The following is a 22,438-nucleotide window of genomic DNA, read 5'->3' as shown; positions in this document are numbered from 1 at the left end:
GGCATGCACCCAGCTCTGAGTGGAGTGCGGACACTGAGTGAGCCGTACGCTTGCAGCCTCCCCTTCGTCATTACTTCGGCATCTCCACCTGCCCGTTCGACATCAGGTAGGCGATCAGATTTTTCACATTCTCGTCTCCCAGCGCCGACAGAAGTCCTTCCGGCATCAGAGAAATCGGAAGCTGTGCCTGCTTCACGATCTGTGTGCGCTCAATGGTGATCCGCTCGGCTGGCGTCTGCACCGTCAGGGTGCGTTCGGTCTGCTCGGGGATCACGCCAGTGATGGTGCGACCATCCTTCAGATTGAGCACGCTCACGCGGAAATCCGCAGGCACCACGGCGCTGGGGTCCAGGATGTTTTCAAGCAGGTACTTCAGGTTGTGGCGGTCGCTGCCCGTCAGCTCAGGGCCGATGGCGCCGCCCTGTCCATAGAGTTTGTGGCAGGCGCTGCATGCCGACGTGAAGATCATGCGTCCTTTGGAGGGATCGGCCTTGGCCAGGGTGTCCTTCGTCAGCAGTCCTTCCCATTTCGTAAACTCCGCCTTCTTTGCTTCCGGTGTGTCGCGAATCTCGCCCCAGGCTTCAGTGAGCAGGGTGTTGAGGGATTCATCGCCCAGGCTGCGGATCTGCCGCGCCTGGAAAGGGGAGATCGCTGTTGCTGGCACCTTCTTCGCCTTGATCGCTTCCAGCAGCGCCTTCGCGTAGCTCGGGCGTGAGGTCAGCGTCGCCACCGTGGCGGCCTGCTGCTCTTCGCTGCGGCCGGGCCATGGATTCAGCATCGCCTTCGGAATGTTCGGATCGTCATATGCCGCCAGTGCATTGCGTGCCACGGTGCCCAGCACCTTGTCATTGATCTGCGCACGAATCACGGCCAGCAGCTCCGGCTTGGCGGTGCGCGTGAGGCTCTTGAAGGCGTTGAGGCGCGCATTCGCATCCCCCTCCGTGTTTTTCACGATGGCGATCAGTTCGTCCGCTGCACGTCCGCTGCCAAAGACTGCGGAGAGCGCGAGGAGAGGGGACGTTGCCGTTCCCTTGTCCGCTCCGGCAGCCGGGAGACCGCCGCTCTTGGTGATGAACTCATCCCAGCCTTTCGGCTTCTTCGCCGAGCTGAAACCATCCAAGCCTGCCGCCAGTCCGGCCAGCACATCGTCACGTACATCTTTCTGCTCCGTCATCAGCGCCACCAGCGCATCCACCGCTTCCGGCTTCGTTTCGATCATCTCCGCGATCCGCCGCGCCACCAGACGGCGCACGGTGGGCAGCTTTGCCTCCTTGATCAACTCCACGCCCTTGAGCGGGTCCGCCGCCACGGCAGGCTCGATGCCATACCAGATCATGAGCGGCTGCTGGCGGTCATTCGTGTCTTCTTCGTGCTTGGCCAGAGCGGTGGCGATGGGCCAGCGATACTCCAAGGGAATTCTCTGCAAGCCGGAAGCGATGTTTAAGCGAACGAGCCCTGAAGTTTCTGAAGTGGCCAGCTGGATTGCGTCAGGCAGCACTGCGGCAAAAGTCCTGTCGGGATTGATGAGCCACGCACCATTGGTGTACACTCCTTGGCTGTTTCGCTTGTCATCCTCCTTGGCTATTTCAGACAATGCATACCAATTCGTGTCAGCAATAGTTCTTACTGCCGTAGCTCGAATCGATTCGTCTGGAGACCGTGACTTTCCAATCAACAATTTCATCGCGATGGCAAAAGTGACCTCTCTGTCGATTGTGTTCGCGACCCCTAGGCGGTTGTCTGCATTGGTGAGAACGATGCCCGGCTTCAATGCAGGTGCAATGTTCGCAATCTTCTTGATCCTGTCACTGAATCCCACGGACCTAGTTTGCAGCTCAAGACTGGCTTGCCTCACCCACCAACTGTTGGACGAGTCCAACTGCTTCACGAGCGCTTCATCCTTCATCGCCGCCACGTTGATCGGCTCGCCCTTCTTGGACTCCCCGTAAACGATCTTGTAAATGCGACCGCTCGTCCGGTGCACGCCGTCGTTGTCATGGCACTCGCCGCTGTCGCTCCAGTCGGAGACGACGACGTTGCCATCGGGGCAGGTGAGGAGGTCGATCCCGCGGAACCACTTGTCCTTGGCCTGCATGAAGTCAGGCGCGTGCTTGCCCACGTAGCCGCAGCCTTCGCGCTCCAGCCGGTCCATGTTGATGCGGTTGCCATGCAGGTTGCAGGTAAGCATGGCGCCCTCGTATTCCTTCGGCCAGACTCCGCCCTGGTAGATGAGCATGCCCACATGCGCGTGCCCTCCGCCGAGCTCCGAGGTCTTCGGGCTGGCGCCGCCTTTGCGGATGTCGCTCCATTTTTCCGCGCCCGTGTCCCAGTGGAAGTGATCCGCCGTCTGCTCGATGATCTCGTACACATGCGGATTGAGATGCGTGCCAAACATGCGGCGGTAGTACGCGCCAGGGATCACATGCCACAGGTGGCCGATCACCGTGTTGATCATGAACAGCTCGCCATTGGCATTCCAGTCATGACCCCAGGAGTTCGTGCCGCCGTGCGCCACGGTTTCCAAAATCTTCAGCGTGGGGTGGTAGCGCCAGATGGCGCAGTTCATCTTGATGCGCTTGTCCGCAGGCGTGCCCGGCGCTCCAACGCTCGAAGTGTCGGTGATGCCGTGGCGGCCATACAGCCAGCCGTCCGGACCCCAGCGCAGACCGTTCACGATGTTGTGTCCGATGGTCTTCACATTGAATCCATCCAGCAACACTTCGGGTTCACCATCCGGCACATCGTCACCGTTTTTATCGGCGATGAAGCTCAGCGTGCCATTGTGCAGCACCCACACGCCGCCGTAGCCAGTTTCCACGCTCGTGAGGTAACTGCCGCCTTCCCAGAAAACTTTGCGCCCGTCATGCTTGCCGTCGCCGTCCTTGTCTTCCAGGATGATGATGCGGTCCCTCAGCTTGGTGTCCCAGCGCATGGGGTTCTCCGCATAGGTGTAGTTTTCCGCCACCCAGAGACGGCCCTTCTTGTCCCAGCTCATCGCAATCGGCTGCTGCACATCCGGCTCGGCGGCAAACACCACGCACTTGAAGCCCTTCGGCAGTTCCATCGTCCGCGCCACCTCCTCGGCAGGCATCGGCTCTCCCTTTTCGGTGTTGAAGGGTTTCGGGAATTCATCCGCCCATGAGGCGAGAGTTGAAAAGGACAAGAATGACAGAAAGGCGGCGCGGCGTATGCTCATAAACGAAAGTGGACCTTTCCAAACGCCCGGCACGTACGCAATCTTCAAATCATCCCATGAAACGCACCCTCTTTTTTCTGGTCGTGTTTTCCGTGTGTTTCACGGTCGAGGCCACCGCCGCAACCAAGGGCGCCGCCAAACCTAAAAGCCCGCCTGCCCGCACCGCCACCGATCTCGCCGCCTCCATCCGCCCCTCGCTGGTCAAGATCACCCAGCTCGGCCGCGAAGGCACTGACGGCATCGGCTCCGGCTTCATCATCAGCGAGGACGGCCTCATTGCCACGAATCTGCATGTCATCGGCGAGGCCCGCCGCCTGCAGGTGGAGATGAACGATGGCAAAACCCACGATGTCACTGTCGTCCAGGCCAGCGACAGCCACCACGATCTTGCCTTGATCAAGATCGACGCCAAGGGTCTCAAGCCCCTGCCGTTGGGAGATTCCAGCAAAGCCCGCCAGGGCGATCCCATCGTCGCCATGGGCGCACCTGAGGGACTGGCTTTCAGCATCGTGCAAGGGGTGCTTTCCGCCACCCGCGACATCGACGGACTGGAGATGCTGCAGGTCGCCGTGCCCATTGAGAAAGGCAACAGCGGCGGCCCCTTGCTGGACATGCAGGGAAACGTGCTGGGGCTGCTCACATTGAAGTCCCTCAAGACCGATAACCTCGGCTTCGCCATGCCGGTGAACGACCTCAAAACCCTCATCGAAAAACCGAACCCCGTGCCCATGTCCCGCTGGCTGACCATCGGCGCGCTGAATCCCAAGCAGTGGCAGACCTTTCTGGGCGCACAGTGGACGCAGCATGCCGGCGTCATTCGCTCTGAATTCCCCGGCGCAGGCTTTGGCGGCCGCGCACTCTGCCTCTCCACACAAAAGGTCCCCGAGGGCACCTTTGAGACGTCGGTGACGGTGCGGCTCGATGACGAATCTGGTGCTGCGGGCCTTACTTTTTGCTCGGATGGCGCGGAAAAGCATTACGGCTTCTATGCCTCCGGCGGCAAGCTGCGCCTCACCCGCTTCAACGGCCCCGATGTCTATTCCTGGACCATCCTCGCCGATGTCCCCAGCGATGCCTACAAAGCCGGGGAGTGGAACACCCTGCGTGTGCGCGTCGAGCCGGAGCGACTGGTCTGCTTTGTGAATGGCAAGCAGGTGATCGAGAGCGACGACACCGGGCTGCGCAGCGGCTCCGCCGGGCTGTGCAAATTCAGAACCACGGTGGCGGATTTTCGCAATTTCCGCGTCGGCACCGATCTCGCCGAAAAACCCCTTCAACCCGAAGTCGCCTCCCAGCTCCGCTCCAAGGTGGAGGAATACATCGCCGCAGCCGCCACCGCCGACAAAACCTTGGAAGGACTGTTGGAAAACCCCGCCGCCGCCCGTCGCGTGCTCGTGGAGCAGCGCCGCAGGCTGGAGGAAGAAGCCGCGAAGCTGCGCGAACTCGAGCACGAGCTGCACCGTCGCGCCATGACCAAGGAAATCCTCGCCGAACTCGCCAAGCCCGAGCCGGAGATCAATCTGCTGCGCTGCGCCCTGCTGCTGGCACGCCATGACAATCCAGAGATCGACATCAACACCTACTTGAACAGCTTCAAGGCCATGGTGCTGGATCTCAAAGACGATCCCGAAATCACGAAAGGAACCATCCCCGCCGTGAAGCGCCTCAGCCGCTACCTCTTTGAAGAGAACGGCTTTCATGGCAGCCGCGGCGACTACGGCAGCCGCTCCAACAGCTACCTCAATGAAGTCCTCGATGACCGTGAGGGGCTGCCCATCACACTCAGCGTGCTCTATGTGGAGCTCGCCTCCGCACTCGGCGTGCAGGGCGTGTTTGGCGTTCCACTCCCCGGCAAATTCATGGTGGGCTATCGCGACGGCCCCGAAGGCGAACTCCAACTCGTGGATGTCTTTGAGCATGGCAAGCTCATCACCGTGGAGCAGGCAGCGATGGACCTCACCGAAGACGGCCATTTCCCCGAGGGCTCCCTCTCTCCCACCACCAAGCAGGCCATCCTCCTGCGCATGCTGCGCAATCTCATGAGCAGCGTCTTCGATGACAGCCGCTCCCTGCGCGAATCCCTCCCGTATTTGAACCTACTCCTCGCCATCGATCCCCAGTCCGCCGCCGAACGCCTCACCCGCGCGCAGATGCGTCAGCGCCTCGGTGAAAAGGCTGGCGCAAGAGAAGATGTGACCTGGCTGATCGAGAACTTCCCCAATGATGGTCCTCCCGAGCTCATGCAGCAGCTCGACCGCTGGTTGCAGTCACTGCGGGAGTAAAACACCCATCGCTGTTCTGTAGTACCGGCTTTAGCCGGTTCTGGACAGCGCGCCCAGACCGCCTAAAGGCGGGACTACAATACGAAGAATTGCGAGCAAGGCCTCACCCCTTAAACCCCGCCAGCCGCACCCCAAACAGCCAGCGAAACGGCGGCTTGAGCGCGATTGCTTTTCGCAGTCCATGGGGCAGCAAGTCCAGCAGCTTCTCACAGATCACCGCCGGCCAGGTGGGCAGCAGCATGAATTTGCCACGCCCGCCGAAAATGATGCGTGTTTTGGCAAAGCCAACCTGACGGAAAAGCGCCGAGAGATCACCCACGGTGTATTCCTTGAGGTGAAACCCCTTCGCTTCACGATCAATGATGCAGCTGATGTCATGCGGCCCGGTCAGGCGGCTGGGGGTGATGCAAAGATAGACGCCACCGGGAGCCAGCGAGGCATGCAGGTGACGCAGCTGCTCCACCGCATCCTCCGGGTGCAGGTGCTCCATCAACTGATTGCTGTAGGCCACATTCACGCTGCCCGGTGCTACGGGGATGGTGCTGCCGTCAGACAGCACCAGCCGCAGATTCTCCGGCAGCGTGCGTTTGCGGGTGATTTCATCGGACACGTCCACCGCCAGCACCTGGGCCACTTGAGCCGCCACCGTTTTGGCCAGCTCACAATCTCCCGGCCCGACTTCGAGGAACACCGTTTTCGGTGTCAAAAAGGGCGTCAGAATCTCCATCTTTTCCGCCACATCGGCCGCCAGCCGTTCGGGGGAGGACTTGTTGGTGTGCTGAGGGTGCTGCGGCACGCGTTTGAACAGCTCGTCATAGACTTCGGAGTAGAGCGTGCGGCGCTGTTCCTTGGTCGCATTTCGCAGCCGGTCGGCGAGTTCGCGCTCCACTTCGTAGTGTTGGCGGAGCTGTTCCGGGGTGCGGGTGTCGGTGACGGTGACGGGCATGGATGTCGAAAAGCTAAGCGCCATAACCGTTTCAGGCAAGGGTTCGCACTCTCTTGCTCATTGCCGAAGGCGAATTAGCATGGAGGCGATGCTGAAACACCTCCTTCTGCTCTGCCTGTTCACGGTTGCGGTCCAAGCCCAGGACCTGGGGCCGGCCAAAGACGACCCCTCCGTGCCCAAGGACCGCGACACCATCCTGCGCATCCAGATCTTCCTCGACAAAAACCTCTTCGGCCCCGGCAAGCTGGATGGCGCCATCGGTGAGTTCACCTACAAGGCGGTGGTGAACTACAATTTCGCGCACGGTCACAAGGATCTCTACAACTGGGCGCGCATTCAGGAGGAAGCGGAAGCCGAGGTGCCCATCATCTTCGCCGCGTTCAAGATTCAGCCCATCCTGACCCGCTACGTGACCGCCGACCTGCCCGAGGACTACGAAAAGGCGTCGGTCTATCCCTTCATGGCCTACCGCAGCATGCTGGAACTCATCGCCGAACGCTTCCACACAGACGAGTCCTTCGTGGCCGCCATCAACCCCAAGAAGAATATGGCCGCGCTCAAGCCCGGAGACATCATCGTAGTGCCCAACGTGAAGTCCTTTCGCATCGAGGACATCAAGCCGATGCAGGGCTTCAAAACGGATGCGACCCTCAGCAGCCACACCATCGTGGTGGACACCACAGAGCGCATGGCCGCCATCTACAGCGACAAGGAGATGATGCTGGCCGCATTCCCCATCACCCCCGGCAAGCCGCAGTTCATCCCTGTCGGCACCTGGAAAGTGGTGACCATGATGGCCACGCCCACCTTCCGCTATGACAAGCGGTTCCTCGAAGAAGGCGTGCGCGGGGAGGAGGCGTTTCAGATTCCACCCGGGCCGAACAGCCCCATCGGCGTCATCTGGTGCGGCCTGAGCAAGTCGGGCATCGGCCTGCACGGCACCGCCATGCCGCGCACCATCGGCCGCACGCGCAGCGCCGGCTGCGTCCGCTTTGCCAACTGGGACGCCATTCGACTTCCGCAACTCATTCGGCCAGGAACGCGCGTCATTGTGCGTTAATCTTCCACCATGCGCATCCTCATCGCCGGTCTCTTCCACGAGACCCACACCTTTCTCGACGGCCTCACCCCGCTCTCCGATTTCCAAATCCTGCGAGGCGAGGAACTCTGGGCCAGCAAAGGAGACTCCTCACCCCTCGGCGGCGTCCTGGAACTGGCCGATGAATTCGGCTGGGAGATGATTCCAACCGCCGACTACCGCGCGCAGCCTTCCGTCACCGTGGCGGATGAAGTCATCGAGCAGTTCTGGAACGACATCGCCCCCGCTGCTGCCAAAGCCGACTATGACGCCATCTACCTCGTGCTGCATGGTGCCATGGTCTCGGAAACCCTCCTCGATGTGGAAGGCGAAATCCTCCGCCGACTGCGCACCCTCACCACGGTTCCCATCTTTGGGGTCTTCGATCTGCACGCCAATTTCTCGCCGCAGATGGCTGCGCTGGCCGACTGTTTGGTAGGCTACCGCGAAAACCCGCATACGGACGCACGCGAGGCTGGATTGATCGCCGCGCGCCTGCTGAACCGCTGCCTCACCACCGGCCAGCGTCCGCACATGCAGCTCCTGCAGCCGGGCCTCAACTGGCCGCCGACCGGCACCGGCACGGCGAATGATCCCATGCTGACGCTGGAAACGATGGCGCGGCAGTTTGAAAGCGAGAACCCCTCGCTCTGGGTCATGAACATTGTCGCAGGCTTCAGCTTTGCCGACACCCCGGACACCGGAGTCAGCTTCGTCGCCTGCACCACGGCAGATGCGACGCAGCCGTTGGAAGCGCTCAGCAAGCGTGCGCATGAACTCAGCCACCTCGGCCAGATCACCGATCCGTCCGCAGATGAAGTTCTCGAACAACTCAAGCCACTTCCTGAGGGCTTGACCGTGCTTGTGGAACCCGCCGATAACATCGGTGGCGGTGCCCCCGGAGACTGCACCGGACTGCTGCGTGCGCTCATTCGCCATGGCATTCCAAACGCTGCCATTTGCATCAACGATCCGCAGTCCGTCAGCGAGATCGAAGCCGGTGCACGCACCCTCAAACTCGGCGGCAAAGGCAGCCGTCTTGACCCAGGCCCGCTGGAACTCGAAGTCGAACTCGTCGCCTTAAACGGCGGTAGGTTTGAACTCGAAGACAAGAACAGCCACCTCGCCAGCATGTGCGGCGATGCCTTCGACATGGGCCGCTGCGCTGTGGTCCGGCATGCAGGCATCACTATTCTCATCACCAGCGTGAAGACCCCGCCTTTCGACCTTGGGCAGTGGCACAGCCAGGGCATCGCGGTGGAAAATCTCTCGGTGGTCGCCGTCAAAGCCGCCGTGGCACACCGCCGCGCCTATGACAAGATCGCCGCCCGTATGCTGTGGGTGGATACGCCGGGACCTTGCAGCAGCAATCTGCAGACGCTGCCGTACAGGCATTTGCAGCGCGGTAGATAAATTCATCCCAAGAGGATCTTCAGTGCAGCGTGATGCGGTGTGATTCCACGCCGCCATGAACACGAACGATCCCAATCAGCCGTCTGCGTATCAAGTGCCACCCGGCTGGGAGCGGTTTCAGCCGCCGCCTGCGGCGGAACCCATTATGCAGGCGGTGATGGTGGAAGATGCGGCACCATTACCGCAGGTGCGCACTTCGGTGTGGCTGCGGTGCTGGCGGCAGTTGGGTGGTGGCTCGCTTTTGCTAAGCCTTGCGGTGCATTTCGGTTTGTTGCTGCTGGCTGGTGTGATCATCGTCGGCTCCCAGATCGCGAAGAAGGAGGTGGACTTCATTCCTGCGGGGCAAACTCAGGTGAGTGTGGAGGCTTCGCAAGATTTGGAACATCGAGTCAGCATGAAGCAGATGAGTGCGATGGTGAGAAGGGTGCCGCAGACACGGATTGGGGTGGAAGTGGGAGAGGGGCCTGTGCTGATGGACGGTGAAGCGATGCCGTTGCCGGAGGCAGGGCAGGGGGGTGATATTGGAAGGTTGTTTAATGTGCTTATCAGCAATGGTTTAGGCGCGGATGGGGCCGGGCCTTTGACCATGCTGGCTCGTGCTCCCAACATGTTTGCAGGGCGTTGCTCGATGCAGAACCGGCTTGAGAAATTGAGGGAAAATGGGGGCACGCCGGAGTGTGAGATGGCAGTTTCGCGCTCGTTGGCGTGGTTGAAGACGCAGCAGAATGCGGATGGTTCGTGGGGGCGGGCGAACAAGGCGGCGATGACGGGTTTGACGCTGCTTTGTTACCTGGGGCGCTGCGAGACGCCGGATTCTGCGTTCTACGGCGACAATGTGCGCAATGGGATGCTCTATCTGGTGGAGCTGGCGCGGAAGAATCGGTATGGGATTTTGGCGGAGAATCCTGTGTCGAATTCCGCAACTTATGAGCATGGAATCGCGACTTACGCGCTCGGCGAAATGTATTCGTTTTACCGGCTGGGAAACCGCAGCCTGCCGGGATTGCGTGATGTTTTTGAGAAGGGGGTGCAGCTCATCATCGAGCAGCAGAATCCGCAGGGCTCATGGACCTATGGGGGCAAGGATGCGGGGCTGCCGACTGCCTACAACAAAGACAGCCGGGGTGAGGATTTGTCGGTGAGTGGCTGGCAGTTTCAGGCGCTCAAGGCGGCGAAGCATTCGGGTTTGAAGATTGCGGGGCTTGATGGGGCAATCAAACGCTGCTGTGATTATTTGGAATCCAAGCAGACGAAGGACGGTGGGTTTGGCAAAACGAACCGGGATGAGCATTACAACCAGTGGAGTCTTACTGGCTGTGGGGTGCTGGGATTGCAGACTTTGGCGTACAACAAGGCGACGCCGGTGAAGAAGGGGATCCGTTTTCTGCGGGAGTTTCTCACCAGCGAACCGCTGGACTGGGAGCGCAACTGCAACCTGTACTGCTGGTACTATTACACCCAGGCTTTCTTTCAGGCGGGGGCGGATGACTGGAAGTTCTACAATGCGCAGTTTTTGCCGCAGATTCTCGGTGCGCAGCAGGCCGACGGCTCCTTCAAGCGGGGACGTCCGAACTGGCCTGCAGGGGATGCGGCGGACGCGATTTACCGTCAGTGCCTGTGCACGCTTCAGCTTGAGGTTTATTTTCGTTATCTCAAGGTCGCGGATCGTGATGAGCCGTCGATTTTCGAGAAGTGATGGGTGCGGAAAAAGCGCAGGAATTGCGCTGCGCCACAAGATCGGGTGAGGCATTACCAAGGGGGGGGGAGCGACGGGGGGGAATCTGCGCTTCTATGGGTCCAGCGAGAGCCTGATGCTCCGCAGCCCCTTATGGAAGTTTTCGCAGTCACCATCTTCGTCAGCCTGATGTTCGCCGTCCTTTTTGCGGCCCTGTATCTGGCCGAGCGGGGGCAAAGACGGCGGGGCAGCCTCGAACAAGATGCGCTGCTGCCACTCGACGAACCAGAGGGCACTCGCGTGACCGTGCCTGCAACACTTTCCTCACAATCCCTTTCCCATGACTAGCACCGCAGCCTCCAAAGTACCCATTGAATTCAACGACAAAGTCGTGCGCCAGTTTATGCTGGCCTCGATCATCTTCGGCGTCGTTGCCATGCTCGCAGGCGTGTTCATCGCCAGCCAGCTCAACTTCCACCAGCTCAACCTCGCTGAATGGCTGACCTTCGGCCGCCTGCGCCCGCTGCACACCAATGCGGCGATTTTTGCGTTCGTGGGCAACATGATGTTCGCCGGCATCTACTACTCCACGCAGCGGCTGTGCAAGTGCCGCATGGGCAATGACACGCTGAGCGCCATTCACTTCTGGGGCTGGCAGCTCATCATCGTGGCGGCGGCGATCACGCTGCCGCTGGGCCTTTCACGCGGCAAAGAATACGCCGAACTGATCTGGCCGATCAACGTGGCCGTGGCGGTGATCTGGGTGGTGTTCGCGGTGAACTTCTTCCTGACGCTGCACAAGCGCAATGAGCCCAGCCTCTACGTGGCACTGTGGTTCTACATCGCCACGATCGTGACGGTGGCGATGCTCTACATCGTGAACCATCTGTCGATTCCCACGAGCTGGACTCATAGCTACGGTATCTTTGGTGGTGTGCAGGACGGTCTGGTGCAGTGGTGGTACGGGCACAACGCCGTGGCCTTCTTCCTGACGACGCCGATCCTCGGCATCATGTACTACTTCCTGCCGAAGGCGGCAGAGCGTCCGGTGTACTCCTACCGTCTGTCGATCGTGCATTTCTGGTCGCTGGTTTTCCTCTACATCTGGGCGGGTCCTCATCACCTCCTGAACACGGCGCTGCCAAAGTGGCTGCAGATGCTGGGCATGTTCTTCAGCCTGATGCTGTGGGCACCGAGCTGGGGCGGCATGCTCAACGGCCTGCTCACGCTGCGCGGCGCCTGGGACAAGCTGCGCACAGATCCGGTGATCAAGTTCTTCATCGCCGGTGTGACCTTCTACGGCATGTCCACCTTTGAAGGACCGCTGCTTTCCATCCGTGCGGTGAATTCGCTCTCCCATTACTCCGACTGGACCATCGGGCACGTGCACAGCGGGGCGCTCGGCTGGAACGGCTTCATGGCTGCGGGTCTCTTCTACTGGCTGGCACCGCGCCTGTGGGGCACCAAGCTGTATTCCATCAGCATGGCGAACTTCCACTTCTGGATCGGCACGCTGGGCATCCTGCTCTATGTGGTGGCGATGTGGATCAGCGGCGTGATGCAGGGGTTGATGCTCAATCAGGTCACTGCTGACGGGCTGGCTGTGAAGAACACCTTCCTGGACACGCTGCAGGCGATCCGCCCGCTCATGGGGCTGCGCATCATCGGCGGCGGCATGTTCCTCCTCGGCTGGATCGTGATGTGCATCAATCTGTGGAAGACCATCCGCAACGGCAAGCCGGTGAACGAAGTGCGTGAGGTGGCGGTGCTGCAGCGCGGCCAGACAGACACGATGGGCATGAAGGAAACCTTCTTCAACGACCCCACGGCCTGCACCTTTGGCGCGATGCTGCTCATCTTTGGCTGGATCTTTCTCCCTCCAGGCGCTGACATCGCCTCCCTGATCTGTGCAATCATCTTCGGCTTCCTGGCGGTGCGCCGCTTCCAGAAGACGAGCCACACATGGGCGCTCTGGTATGAAAGCCTGCTGCACAACTACCTGCCCTTCACGGTGCTGACGTTTGTGGCCGTGGTGATCGGCGGTCTGATCCAGATCATCCCGACTGTGACGGTGAACAGCGCGAAGAACGTGGAAGACCGCATCCAGAAGCTCTATGAGCCGCTGGAACTCGCAGGCCGCGACATCTATGTGAGCGAAGGCTGCTACAACTGCCATTCGCAGATGATCCGTACGCTGGTGCCGGATGTGATGCGCTACGGTGACTACTCCCGCCTTGGCGAGAGCATCTATGACCATCCGTTCCAATGGGGGTCCAAGCGCACGGGTCCAGATCTGGCACGTGAAGGCGGACAGCGCCCGGACTCCTGGCACTATGAGCATTTGATGGACCCGCGCTCGATGTCTCCGCAGTCCAACATGCCGCCGTATGCGCATCTGAACACGAAGCCGTTTGATCAAAAAGCACTGCCCGCAAAGATTGCCGTGCTGCGTCAGCTTGGAGTTCCTTATCCGCCGATGGATGGCACGGAGATCAAGATGAAGGCGCTTGAGCAGGGCGTGAAGATCGCCACGGAGCTGAAGAAGTCGAACATCGTGGTGCGGCCTGACAGCGAGATGGTGGCGGTGATCGCCTACCTGCAGAAGCTCGGCCAGTTCGAGCAGCCAGCGGTGGAGGAAGCCCTCGCGAAAAAAGGCCAGGGAGTGCCATTCCCGCTGACCCCGATCATTCCTGACAACGGCCGCCGAGCCAACGGCGCAGAGTAACCCCACGCCCCTCCCCAGCAGCCCATGTACAAGCGCATCATTTACGAAAACTGGCACCTCGTCGTGCCCGTCATCTCCTTCGCCACCACCGTGCTCGTTTTCGGCATCATGACCCTTCGCGGCATGCTGCTGCGCAAAGACAAGGCCGAGCACATGTCACGTCTGCCACTTGAATAACTCCCTCTCTGCCATGGACCCCAAGAAGCCATCCCCCAACAACGAGCCCCAACTTCGCGACCACATTTACGACGGCATTCAGGAGTATGACCAGAAGCTGCCGAACTGGTGGCTTTTCACCCTCTATATCGCCATCGCGTGGTTTGTGGTTCACTGGCTGTGCTACTACCAGCTCGGCCTGGGCAGCAGCGACACGGTCGTGATCGACAAGGCGATGGCCGAGATGCAGACGGCACGTGACAAGCAGATGGAATCCATCAGCGACGAGCAGCTTTGGGCGCTCTCGCGTGATCCCGCTGCCGTGGAGGCCGGCAAGGCCACCTTCATGACACCGGGCATGTGCGTGACCTGCCACGGGCCTGACCTTACCGGCATGCTCAGCGGCGCCAAGCTGCCCGGCCTGCCACTGAACGATCAGGAATGGAAGCATGGCGGCAAGCCGACGGAGATCTTCAAGATCGTGCGCAAAGGCTCGCCCGACATCACCAAAGGCATGGCCGCATGGGAACTGGTGCTGGGCATGAAGCGTGTGAGTGAAGTGGTGGCGTTTGTCCTGAGTCATCACAAAGAAGGCGAGCCGATCACGCGCGCCGCAGATTCACCGGGAGCCGCCCCTGCCGCGCCCGCAGCAGCAGCTACTGCTGCACCCGCCGCCGTCATCCCACCGCCTGCCGCCAAATAGCCGCCAGGCCTCCATATGCCACTCAACCCCCTGAACCTCGTTTCTCTTGGATCCATCAATGAAGATGGCAGCAAGAAGACACTGCACCCGGCCGATGTGTCCGGCAAATTCACGCGGGGCCGGCGCCTGGTGGCGCTGCTGCTGCTCATCACCTATGTGGCGCTGCCATGGATTCCGGTGAACGGATTTCCAGCGGTGTTTCTGGATGTGCTGAACCGCCGCTTTCACTTCATGGGCCTGACGCTGGCGGTGCAGGACCTGTGGGTGGGGTTCTTTCTCGTGACGGGACTTGGGTTCTCGCTGTTTTATATCACCGCGCTGTTTGGACGTGTGTGGTGCGGGTGGACCTGCCCTTACACGGTGTTTCTGGAGCACATCTACCGCCGTATTGAGCGGCTGGTGGATGGCGATGCCTCGGCCCGGCGCAAGCTCGACGCGGCACCGTGGACGGCGGGAAAGATCGCCAAACGTGTGGTCAAACACGCGCTGTACATCCTTTCCTCGCTGATCATCGCGCACATCTTCCTGAGCTACTTCGTGTCGCTGGAGAAGTTGTATGAGATGATGCACCACTCGCCGCAGTCGCACATGATCGCCTTTGGGGTGGTGATGTTTCTCACCGCCGGTCTTTATGGGGCGTTCAGCTGGTTCCGTGAGCAGTTTTGCGTGATCATGTGCCCGTATGGCCGCATGCAGTCCGCGCTGGTGGATGACCACACGATCAACGTGGGCTACGACAAAAAGCGCGGCGAGCCACGCGGCAAGGCGGGCACTGTGGGGGCGGGAGACTGCGTGAACTGCCTGCGCTGCGTGCAGGTGTGCCCCACGGGCATTGACATCCGCAACGGGCTGCAGCTTGAGTGCATCGGCTGCGCGGCATGCGTGGACGCCTGCGACACCATCATGACGAAGCTGGGAAGGAAACCCGGGCTGGTGCGCTACTCCTCCCTCGTGGGATTCAACGGCGGCAAAACGCGCTTCATCCGCCCGCGCATTATTCTGTATACCGGGCTGCTGTTTCTCGGGGTGGCGGTGTTTGCGTTTTCGGCAAGCCGGATCGAGCCGATGCGCGCCAATGTGCTGCGCATGCAGGGCTCGCCGTATTATGTGACGAACAACACTGTGCGGAACCAGTTCCTCGTGCGCCTCATCAACAAGCGCAATGAGCCGCGCACCTTCACGCTGGCTCTGGATGGCGGACTGCCCGCAGGACTGGCCGCCGCAGGTGCGGACGCGCCGATCACCATCGCCGCGCAGGGAGATGAACTGAAGCCGCTGATGATCACGCTGCCGGAGAAAGACTTCAAAGCCCCATTCAAGCTCAGCATCGTCATCACCGACACGAAGGACGGCAAGATCTACCGCACCAAGCCTTTCGAGTTTACCGGCCCTGACCCAACCCTCAAATCCAATGACTACCTTGACCCCGGACAATATCTCCAAAAGTGAAACCTTGGGCTGCATCGCCAGCCGCCCGTGGCTGTGGGTGGTGCTGGCCTTTGTCATGCTTCTCAGCGCGTGGAGCGTGCTGTTTTACATCGCACTCAACAATCAACCGGAGATCGTGCCGCTCAAGCATCTGATACCGGCATGATGCAGATCGACACCAGCGCCGCAGCCTTCGTGGCCGGCATTGTCACCAGCGTCCACTGCGTGGGCATGTGCGGGCCGCTGTCGTGTTCGTGGGCCATCGGGCCGAAAGGTGGCGGCTTCATGCGCAGCACGGCGCTGTACCACACGGGGCGCATGATTTCTTATGGCGCAGCGGGCGCGATCGCCGGAGCGATAGGCGCGGTGCCGCTGGCTTTTTTCCAACATGGGGCGGGCATGGTGCTGCCCTGGCTGCTGGTGCTGGCCTTTGCCTGTGTGGGACTGGGGCTGGATGCCTGGCTGCCCAAGCCGCGTTTTCTCTCCGCCGGGCTGCGCCGGGTGCAGACGGCGGCGTTTAAGATGAAGAGCACCTGGCGTGCCGCGCTTCTCGGGCTGGCCACGCCGCTGCTGCCATGCGGGCCGCTGTACATGATGCTGGCGCTGGCCTCTGCGAATGGCAGCGCTGTGAAGGGTTCTGGATTTGCGGTGGCTTTTGGTCTGGGCACGCTGCCGCTGCTGTTTCTGGCGCAGACGCAGCTTCATTTGATGGGAGGGCGGCTGCAGCCTGCCACGATGCGGAAAGTGCAGCGTGGGCTGGCGCTGGTGACGGCGGTCGTTCTTGCGTGGCGGCTGCGTGATACGCTGGACTTTGGAAGCAGTGAGGCGGCGAGCTGCTGCCATGCGATGAACTGATATTCGATGCTATGAATGGGGAAATATTAATGCGGGGCCTTGATCGCGGCAGGGATGCGGCGGGACTCTGTGCAGACGCTGCTGGTGAGCATGGGGTGAGGCGGAGTGGTGGGTTTGCTTCCCGGTCATTAACGCATATTTACCAGGGGAGCCTCGCCAAGGCTCGGCACCCCTTCGCTATGATACGCAGTCCCGTTGGGACTGAAGTGTGGCGGAGAGGAATGGCGAATGATGGTAGTGCCTGTTTAGGAAGGGGCAACGTGCTGCATCGGGGGCAGGAGACCCCGACACCTTGGCTTTGGATCGCTCGTACGGCTTTCAAACACAGCCTGTCTAATCATGCTGCCAAGATCTACTGTTTATGAATACAACATGCCAGCATTGCGGGACACCGGTCCCCAACACCCGAAGCGACGGCTTTTGCTGCGCGGGCTGCCGGTCTGTGCATGACATGCTGCAGCAAAATGGGCTGGAACATTTTTATGATCTCAAGTCCGGACTGAACCTGCCGCCCGTGCCTGCGCAGGCCATGCGGCAGCAGGACTATGGCTGGCTGGAAACCGCCACGCTGGCTGCAGAAGGCACGCGGGTGAGTGAGGATGTGGCCGCTGAACTGAGCGTGTCTGTGCAGGGGCTCTCCTGCATGGCGTGCATCTGGCTGATCGAGCGGGTGTTTGCCAAACTGGGCGGCACGCAAATCAATGTGGACATCTCCAGTGGTGAACTGCGCATGGCGTGGCAGCCGGGGAAATTTCAGCCGGTGGAGTTTGCGCGAGAGCTGCAGCGCTTTGGCTATCTGCTGGGCATGCAGCGTGCCGACGGTGGGCAGACCCGTGACAACGGCCTGGAGCGCCGCACTGGTGTGTGCGGTGCCTTTGCGATGAATGCGATGGCCTTCTCCCTGCCTGCGTACTTTGGCATGCCAGCGGACTTTCCATTCGCACACTGGTTTGATCTGGTGGCAGCGGCCTCCGCGACACTGTCGCTGCTGGTGGGTGGAAGCTACTTCGCGCAGCGTGCGTGGCATGCGCTGCGTGCGGGGGTGCTGCACATTGATACTCCGATCACGCTCGGCATTCTGGCCGCCTATTTGGGGTCACTCATCGGCTGGATGAGCGGGGAGCCGGGGCTGAAGTACTTCGACTTTGTGGCGATGTTCATCTTTCTGATGCTGGGCGGCAGGTTGGTGCAGCAGATGGCGGTGGCGAGAAACCGCCGCAGGCTGCTGCGTGACCCCTCCATTCCTGAGGCGGAGATGCTGGAATCTTTGCAAGCAGGCGCGACCTTCACCGTGAAACCCGGGCAGGCGGTGCCGGTGGCCGCGAAACTGACCGATGAGCATGCGAGCATCAGCCTGGAGTGGATCAGCGGTGAGAGCGACTCCTGCACGCGAAGCAGCGGCCAGCTTCTTCCATCGGGTGCGCTGAACGCGGGCACGCGTGCGCTGAATGCGGTGGCTCTGGAATCTTGGAGTGAATCAACGCTGCACAAGCTGCTGGATGCACGCCGTGGAGGGGATCACAGGGATCTGCGACTGGAAAAACTGCTGCGCGGATATTTGGTGGTGGTGGTGCTCGCGGGTGTGGTCGGCGGACTTTGGTGGTGGTGGCATACGGGCGAATGGGCGCGGGGGCTGCAGGTGATGATTTCCGTGTTCGTTGTCTCCTGCCCATGTGCCCTCGGCGTGGCAGCACCGCTGGCGGATGACATCGCTGCAAGCCGTGCGGCAGATCAGGGCGTCTTTGTGCGCACGCTGGGTCTGTGGAAGAAGCTTACGCGTTTGCGTCAGGTGGTGTTTGATAAAACGGGGACGCTGACGCTGGAGAATCCGATGCTGATGAATCCTGCGGTGCTGGATGAACTGGATGACCAATCCCGCCAGATGCTGCGCCATCTGACCAGCGGCAACCTGCACCCGGTGAGCCGCAGCCTGTTTGATGCCCTGGGCGGCATGCACAGCAAAAACCTGGATGACGAAGTCTGGGAGGAACCGGGACAGGGGCTGCGCTGCGAGCATGAGGGCGCGGTGTGGGCGATCTCACGGCCGCAGGATTCGAGTGCAGATGCGATCTTCACACGGGATGGAGTGACGCTCTGCGCCTTCCGTTTTCGTGATGCGCTGCGTGCGGAATCTCTGGCGCAGGTGGAGGCGCTGCAGGCACGTGGGCTGCGAGTGAGCATCCTCAGCGGTGACCGCGAGGCCAAGGTGGCGGCGATCGCCCAGCAACTGCATCTGCAGCCGGAGCAATGGCAGCACAGCCTGACACCGGACGAAAAGGCGGCGTGGATCTCCGGCCATGAGCCGCAGGGCACGCTGTATATCGGGGATGGCGCGAATGACAGCCTGGCGTTTGATGCGGCTGCGTGTGCGGGCAGTCCGGTGACGGGGCGCAGCTTTCTGGAGCACAAGGCGGACTTCTATTTCCTGGGGCACAGCATGCGCTTCATGAGCAGCCTGCTGGACATCGCCGCGACGCACCGTCGTGCGGTGCATGCGGTCTTTGGGTTTTCGGTGACTTATAATATTGTCACGGTGATCGTGGGACTGATGGGGCATCTGAGTCCGCTGCTGGCTGCGATTCTGATGCCGCTGAGTTCTTTGGCGACGCTGTCGCTGGTGGCGCTGGTGTTTCGGCGTGGTGGGAACGCTGGGGTGAGGAAGTATGTGGAGCCGGATGTGGCGGGTGGGGTTCCTTGTGTGACGGCGTGTTGAGTGATTTGTTGGATGTGTAGCGCTATTGAAGCCTGAACCCCAAGCTGGCGAAGTTTTTTTGGGCCCCTCACCCCGGCCCTCTCCCCGAAGAAAAATAGATGTTGTTGTCGTGGCGCAGGGGCGGGGAGAGGGAGAACGGCTTTGGCCGCCTTGGAAGTGGGGACACTGCATGATTTTAAACGCGCCTAGATGAGATGTGGGAAGCGACATGGGGCAGGTGGCGCATCATCCTCTGTGTCTTCGAGGTGTGAGCGTGTTTTTAGCCAGAGTTTCAATGTGCCGTCGTAGGCTGTTTTGATGCAGGTGTAGCATTCGGGGACTTCGGCGCAGCTGCCGTAGTAGGTGACGATGCGTGTGCCGAGGGGTTTTAGCTCCAGCTGCTGCTGCACGTGGAGGGTGTAGTCGTCGTAGAGGCGTGACTCCATTTCCACATCGTGGTCGATGCGCAGCATGGGGAGGATGTTTTCCTCGAAGGGGTTGAAGAGATAGAAGGCATCGAAGGGGGCAAAGGGGACGGTGGTGATATTGCCGTGAACGATTTCAGCCCGAGTGATGCGGAGGCGCTCCAGGAGATCGCGTGCGGCTTTGACGAGCCGACTGCGCTGCTCCACGCCGGTGAAGTGGCCGAGGGTGGTGGTGGCACCGACGGCGCAGAATTTTCCGGGGCCGCAGCCGATGTCCAGCACGCGGGTGCCGGGCTTCTCGACGAGCATTTGCGCGGCCATCTGGCAGACATCCATGGGGGTCCAGTGACAGGCGGATTGTTCGCGAATGTGCTCGGGATAGTGCTGGTCGAATTCGTGATCTCTGAATGCGGTCAGGAATTCGGTGTCGGACTCGATGGGGGGAGTCGTGCCGGGAGGTGGGTAGAAACGAGTGGGCATGAGGTCGGCCGGGACTGCCAACTCGGCGGTCAGGGGGAGCCCGTGAATCTGTCGATCCGGGGAAGGGGAGCGAGAGGTTATTTCACGGGAGCATTACGGACACATTGGTCTGTGGATGCCGGAATGAAAGCGAGACGTTGCCGGAGCTGTAACGTGAGGCTGCTTATGGAGGGCGTGGGCGCTGGCCGACAGACAGGAGTGTCTGTCGTACTTCATGGCTTCCACCATGCGTCCAGCTTTGCGGTCAGTGCTTTCACTTTGTCTGCGTTTTCGGCTGCGAGGTTTTTCTCTTCGGTGGGGTCGGCTTTCAAATCATACAACTCCACGACGTCCTTTGGCTGGTTGGTTTTGTCGGGGACGATGAGCTTGTCGTAGCCGTTGATGATCCAGCGCCAGCGCAGGCTGGCGGCGGGGACGTTGAGATCGACGAAGTTGTGGGTGAAGCATTCGCCGTAGATGGTTTTGCGGGCGCTGACGGAGGAGGTGTCGAGGAGGTCGATGCCGGGGAAGGTCTTGGTGGGCGCGATGCCGACGGCTTTGAGCAGGGTGGGCACGAGGTCGATGGATTGTGCGAGGTCTCCGGACATTTTTGGCTGCACGTGGCCGGACCAGCGGATCATGATGGGGGTGCGCAGGCCGCCATCGTACTGGCTTTGTTTCGACTTGTCAGCGTAGCGTCCGGTCTTGGGATTGGTGATCCAGCCGTTGTCGCTGAGATAGACGAAGATGGTGTTTTCCTTCATGCCATTGTCGTCGATGTGCTTGATGAGTTCGCCGCAGGTTTCGTCGAACCAGTCCACCATGGCCCAGTATTTGGCCACATGCTCGCTGGGGGCTTTGTCCTTGTATTTTTCCAACAGGCGCTGCGGCGGCGTGTGGGGATCGTGAGGCATCATGGGGGCATACCAAACGAAGAAGGGCTTTTGCTGCTTTTTGGCTTCGCTGATGAAGTCATAGATGGGCTGCATGGTCTTGCGGCCGATGTCGAGGCCGGCATCTCCATGGCGGCCGCCGTGGGTCATGCCATGGGTGAAGCCGCCGCGCTCGTAGCTCTTCTGCCACCACTTGCCGGTTTGCAGGCTGAGGTAGCCTTTCTGCTTGAGCATGGTGGGCAGCGTGCCGGCTTCTTCGAGGTGCTTGCTGATCACTTCGCGACCGGCGTCAAACTGCGGGCTGGTTTGAAACTCGCGCGGCTTCATGCCGACGGGGATGGGGGGATCGTTGCTGGTGACTTTGTGCTGATGGGGATAGAGGCCGGTGATCAGCGAGGCGAGGCTGGGGCAGCAGAGGGTGCAGGGGACGTAGCCGCGGGTGAAGGTAAGGCTCTCTGCGGCAAGGCGGTCCAGATTTGGCGTCTGGATGGTTTTGTGGCCCATGAAGCCGTAGTCGCTGTACAAATGATCGTCCGAAATGATCATGACGATGTTTGGTGGTGCATCGGCGGCGGTGAGCAGGCAGGGCAGGGCGAGCAGCGAGAGGAGAAGGCGGCGGATCATGGGCGGATGGGAACGATGGGTCTGCGGGGCATCTTGCCGTGCAAATCGGACCGCAATTGCAGGAAGAAGGCAATCCAGACTTGCGCATGCGCGCCGGAACGGCAGCCTAGCGGGATGATTCGGAAACGCTTTCGGCGCGTGGTGCCGGCGCTCAGCATCTGCCTTTTTTCACTTACCTCCTGCAAAATGCACGTGGGCTCGTTTGCCTACAGAGCCATGCACAGCATGTCGAACCCGCTGACCTCGGAGCCGCTGGACTATCTGCCGTTTCCGGATCTGAAGCAGTGGGCCGCTCTTCCGGGACCCATGCTGGAAGTGCAGGGGGGCAAAGCTATCCCGCGCAGTCTTTTTATACGCGACGAGGAGCTGCCGAAGGGATCGCCGAAGGCCAAGAGACCGAGCTCGGGGCTGACGGGCAAGGCGGGGGATCTGATGGGGATGGTGACTTCGCTGCTGGCGATTGCGGCGGGATCCACTTCGGATGACAAGCTGGGGTCGATCGACGACACACGGCGTCAGCTGGCGGTGAATGAATTTCCTTTTGTGCTGCTGCAGGGGGAGGACCTTGTTTATGTGAAGGCGGACAAGCAGATGTGGCCGCGTCTGGCGCGTGCCGACAAGTGGAGCAAAATCACCGTGATCACGAAGGACGGCACGTTCTTTGGCATCGCGCAGCGGATTCATTTTCGCAGTTCATCTTCGGAGGTGGTGCTGGAGGGGGACCCGACGGTGCAGTCCGGGCAGCAGCACATCAAGGGGGCGAAGCCGGATGCGATCATGATTTTGGATTTTGCGAAGCGTCGTGTGCTGGTGAACGGGCCGGTGGCGGAGAAGAAGCTGTTTCGGTGAGTTGACGGGAGGTTTTTCATTTTTCGGTCCGACGCAAGC

The 22,438-nt window shown here is 60.7% G+C and carries 17 protein-coding genes; 13 read left to right on the top strand and 4 right to left on the bottom strand.

Annotated elements, in window-relative coordinates; genetic code table 11:
* Positions 1-70 precede the first annotated feature (70 nt).
* On the bottom strand, positions 71-3,196 hold the full coding sequence (locus AC24GY_RS10240; RefSeq protein ID WP_487682560.1) for a PVC-type heme-binding CxxCH protein: 3,126 nt from the start codon (positions 3,194-3,196) through the stop codon (positions 71-73).
* 56 nt (positions 3,197-3,252) lie between these two features.
* Here AC24GY_RS10240 and AC24GY_RS10235 point away from each other — a divergent pair, with 56 nt between their 5' ends.
* Positions 3,253-5,478, top strand: a complete 2,226-nt coding sequence (locus AC24GY_RS10235) for a trypsin-like peptidase domain-containing protein (protein WP_487682558.1) — start codon at positions 3,253-3,255, stop codon at positions 5,476-5,478.
* 103 nt (positions 5,479-5,581) lie between these two features.
* Here the strand turns inward: AC24GY_RS10235 and AC24GY_RS10230 are convergent, their stop codons facing one another.
* Positions 5,582-6,424 carry a class I SAM-dependent methyltransferase gene (locus AC24GY_RS10230; protein WP_487682556.1) on the bottom strand — a complete coding sequence of 281 codons (843 nt, stop codon included), beginning with the start codon at positions 6,422-6,424 and terminating at the stop codon, positions 5,582-5,584.
* 88 nt (positions 6,425-6,512) lie between these two features.
* On the opposite strand from AC24GY_RS10230, the gene AC24GY_RS10225 reads away from it, so the two are divergent.
* The 11 genes from AC24GY_RS10225 to AC24GY_RS10175 all read left to right on the top strand — a co-directional run bounded on the left by AC24GY_RS10225 (position 6,513) and on the right by AC24GY_RS10175 (position 19,170).
* Positions 6,513-7,484 carry a L,D-transpeptidase gene (locus AC24GY_RS10225; RefSeq protein ID WP_487682554.1) on the top strand — a complete coding sequence of 324 codons (972 nt, stop codon included), beginning with the start codon at positions 6,513-6,515 and terminating at the stop codon, positions 7,482-7,484.
* A gap of 9 nt (positions 7,485-7,493) precedes the next feature.
* Positions 7,494-8,915 (top strand): M81 family metallopeptidase, encoded by a 1,422-nt coding sequence (locus AC24GY_RS10220; RefSeq protein ID WP_487682552.1) that lies wholly within the window; start codon positions 7,494-7,496, stop codon positions 8,913-8,915.
* A 55-nt stretch (positions 8,916-8,970) separates the two neighbouring features.
* Positions 8,971-10,611 (top strand): prenyltransferase/squalene oxidase repeat-containing protein, encoded by a 1,641-nt coding sequence (locus tag AC24GY_RS10215; RefSeq protein ID WP_487682550.1) that lies wholly within the window; start codon positions 8,971-8,973, stop codon positions 10,609-10,611.
* A 132-nt stretch (positions 10,612-10,743) separates the two neighbouring features.
* Positions 10,744-10,938: a hypothetical protein gene (locus AC24GY_RS10210; RefSeq protein ID WP_487682548.1), complete on the top strand. Its 195-nt coding sequence runs from the start codon at positions 10,744-10,746 to the stop codon at positions 10,936-10,938.
* Positions 10,931-13,315 carry a cytochrome-c oxidase, cbb3-type subunit I gene (ccoN, locus tag AC24GY_RS10205; RefSeq protein ID WP_487682546.1) on the top strand — a complete coding sequence of 795 codons (2,385 nt, stop codon included), beginning with the start codon at positions 10,931-10,933 and terminating at the stop codon, positions 13,313-13,315. The genes AC24GY_RS10210 and ccoN overlap by 8 nt, the downstream gene beginning before the upstream one ends.
* A gap of 24 nt (positions 13,316-13,339) precedes the next feature.
* Positions 13,340-13,492 carry a hypothetical protein gene (locus AC24GY_RS10200; RefSeq protein ID WP_300931642.1) on the top strand — a complete coding sequence of 51 codons (153 nt, stop codon included), beginning with the start codon at positions 13,340-13,342 and terminating at the stop codon, positions 13,490-13,492.
* A gap of 13 nt (positions 13,493-13,505) precedes the next feature.
* The gene (locus tag AC24GY_RS10195; protein ID WP_422321365.1) at positions 13,506-14,174 is read left to right on the top strand and encodes a cbb3-type cytochrome c oxidase N-terminal domain-containing protein; all 669 of its coding nucleotides are present in this window, start codon (positions 13,506-13,508) and stop codon (positions 14,172-14,174) included.
* 15 nt (positions 14,175-14,189) lie between these two features.
* Complete coding sequence (ccoG, locus tag AC24GY_RS10190) at positions 14,190-15,623, top strand: cytochrome c oxidase accessory protein CcoG (RefSeq protein WP_487682543.1); 1,434 nt, start codon at positions 14,190-14,192, stop codon at positions 15,621-15,623.
* Complete coding sequence (locus AC24GY_RS10185; RefSeq protein ID WP_487682541.1) at positions 15,586-15,768, top strand: hypothetical protein; 183 nt, start codon at positions 15,586-15,588, stop codon at positions 15,766-15,768. Before ccoG ends, AC24GY_RS10185 begins: the two co-directional genes overlap by 38 nt.
* Entirely contained in the window at positions 15,765-16,457 is a 693-nt protein-coding gene (locus AC24GY_RS10180; protein WP_487682539.1) for a sulfite exporter TauE/SafE family protein, read from the top strand. Before AC24GY_RS10185 ends, AC24GY_RS10180 begins: the two co-directional genes overlap by 4 nt.
* A gap of 361 nt (positions 16,458-16,818) precedes the next feature.
* On the top strand, positions 16,819-19,170 hold the full coding sequence (locus tag AC24GY_RS10175) for a heavy metal translocating P-type ATPase metal-binding domain-containing protein (RefSeq protein WP_487682537.1): 2,352 nt from the start codon (positions 16,819-16,821) through the stop codon (positions 19,168-19,170).
* A 185-nt stretch (positions 19,171-19,355) separates the two neighbouring features.
* Here AC24GY_RS10175 and AC24GY_RS10170 read toward each other — a convergent pair whose 3' ends face one another.
* Positions 19,356-20,054, bottom strand: a complete 699-nt coding sequence (locus tag AC24GY_RS10170; protein ID WP_487682535.1) for a class I SAM-dependent methyltransferase — start codon at positions 20,052-20,054, stop codon at positions 19,356-19,358.
* A 212-nt stretch (positions 20,055-20,266) separates the two neighbouring features.
* Positions 20,267-21,550, bottom strand: a complete 1,284-nt coding sequence (locus AC24GY_RS10165) for a sulfatase family protein (protein WP_487682533.1) — start codon at positions 21,548-21,550, stop codon at positions 20,267-20,269.
* Positions 21,551-21,775: 225 nt separating this feature from the next.
* Between AC24GY_RS10165 and AC24GY_RS10160 the strand changes: the two genes are divergently transcribed.
* Positions 21,776-22,399 (top strand): hypothetical protein, encoded by a 624-nt coding sequence (locus AC24GY_RS10160; protein ID WP_487682531.1) that lies wholly within the window; start codon positions 21,776-21,778, stop codon positions 22,397-22,399.
* Positions 22,400-22,438 lie beyond the last annotated feature (39 nt).

The organism is Prosthecobacter sp. Pr1, assembly GCF_057652315.1.
The sequence above is the reverse complement of the archived record's forward strand: the minus strand, read 5'-3'. Positions and strand labels throughout refer to the sequence as shown.

What these genes read in the sequence shown, in the direction of transcription:
- AC24GY_RS10230 (WP_487682556.1), bottom strand. Translation starts at nt 6,424, where the DNA reads ATGCCCGTCACCGTCACCGACACCCGCACCCCGGAACAGCTCCGCCAA.
- ccoN (WP_487682546.1), top strand. Translation starts at nt 10,931, where the DNA reads ATGACTAGCACCGCAGCCTCCAAAGTACCCATTGAATTCAACGACAAA.
- AC24GY_RS10170 (WP_487682535.1), bottom strand. Translation starts at nt 20,054, where the DNA reads ATGCCCACTCGTTTCTACCCACCTCCCGGCACGACTCCCCCCATCGAG.
- AC24GY_RS10210 (WP_487682548.1), top strand. Translation starts at nt 10,744, where the DNA reads ATGGAAGTTTTCGCAGTCACCATCTTCGTCAGCCTGATGTTCGCCGTC.
- AC24GY_RS10240 (WP_487682560.1), bottom strand. Translation starts at nt 3,196, where the DNA reads ATGAGCATACGCCGCGCCGCCTTTCTGTCATTCTTGTCCTTTTCAACT.
- AC24GY_RS10185 (WP_487682541.1), top strand. Translation starts at nt 15,586, where the DNA reads ATGACTACCTTGACCCCGGACAATATCTCCAAAAGTGAAACCTTGGGC.
- AC24GY_RS10200 (WP_300931642.1), top strand. Translation starts at nt 13,340, where the DNA reads ATGTACAAGCGCATCATTTACGAAAACTGGCACCTCGTCGTGCCCGTC.
- AC24GY_RS10195 (WP_422321365.1), top strand. Translation starts at nt 13,506, where the DNA reads ATGGACCCCAAGAAGCCATCCCCCAACAACGAGCCCCAACTTCGCGAC.
- ccoG (WP_487682543.1), top strand. Translation starts at nt 14,190, where the DNA reads ATGCCACTCAACCCCCTGAACCTCGTTTCTCTTGGATCCATCAATGAA.
- AC24GY_RS10180 (WP_487682539.1), top strand. Translation starts at nt 15,765, where the DNA reads ATGATGCAGATCGACACCAGCGCCGCAGCCTTCGTGGCCGGCATTGTC.
- AC24GY_RS10165 (WP_487682533.1), bottom strand. Translation starts at nt 21,550, where the DNA reads ATGATCCGCCGCCTTCTCCTCTCGCTGCTCGCCCTGCCCTGCCTGCTC.
- AC24GY_RS10160 (WP_487682531.1), top strand. Translation starts at nt 21,776, where the DNA reads ATGTCGAACCCGCTGACCTCGGAGCCGCTGGACTATCTGCCGTTTCCG.
- AC24GY_RS10220 (WP_487682552.1), top strand. Translation starts at nt 7,494, where the DNA reads ATGCGCATCCTCATCGCCGGTCTCTTCCACGAGACCCACACCTTTCTC.
- AC24GY_RS10175 (WP_487682537.1), top strand. Translation starts at nt 16,819, where the DNA reads ATGAATACAACATGCCAGCATTGCGGGACACCGGTCCCCAACACCCGA.
- AC24GY_RS10235 (WP_487682558.1), top strand. Translation starts at nt 3,253, where the DNA reads ATGAAACGCACCCTCTTTTTTCTGGTCGTGTTTTCCGTGTGTTTCACG.
- AC24GY_RS10225 (WP_487682554.1), top strand. Translation starts at nt 6,513, where the DNA reads ATGCTGAAACACCTCCTTCTGCTCTGCCTGTTCACGGTTGCGGTCCAA.
- AC24GY_RS10215 (WP_487682550.1), top strand. Translation starts at nt 8,971, where the DNA reads ATGAACACGAACGATCCCAATCAGCCGTCTGCGTATCAAGTGCCACCC.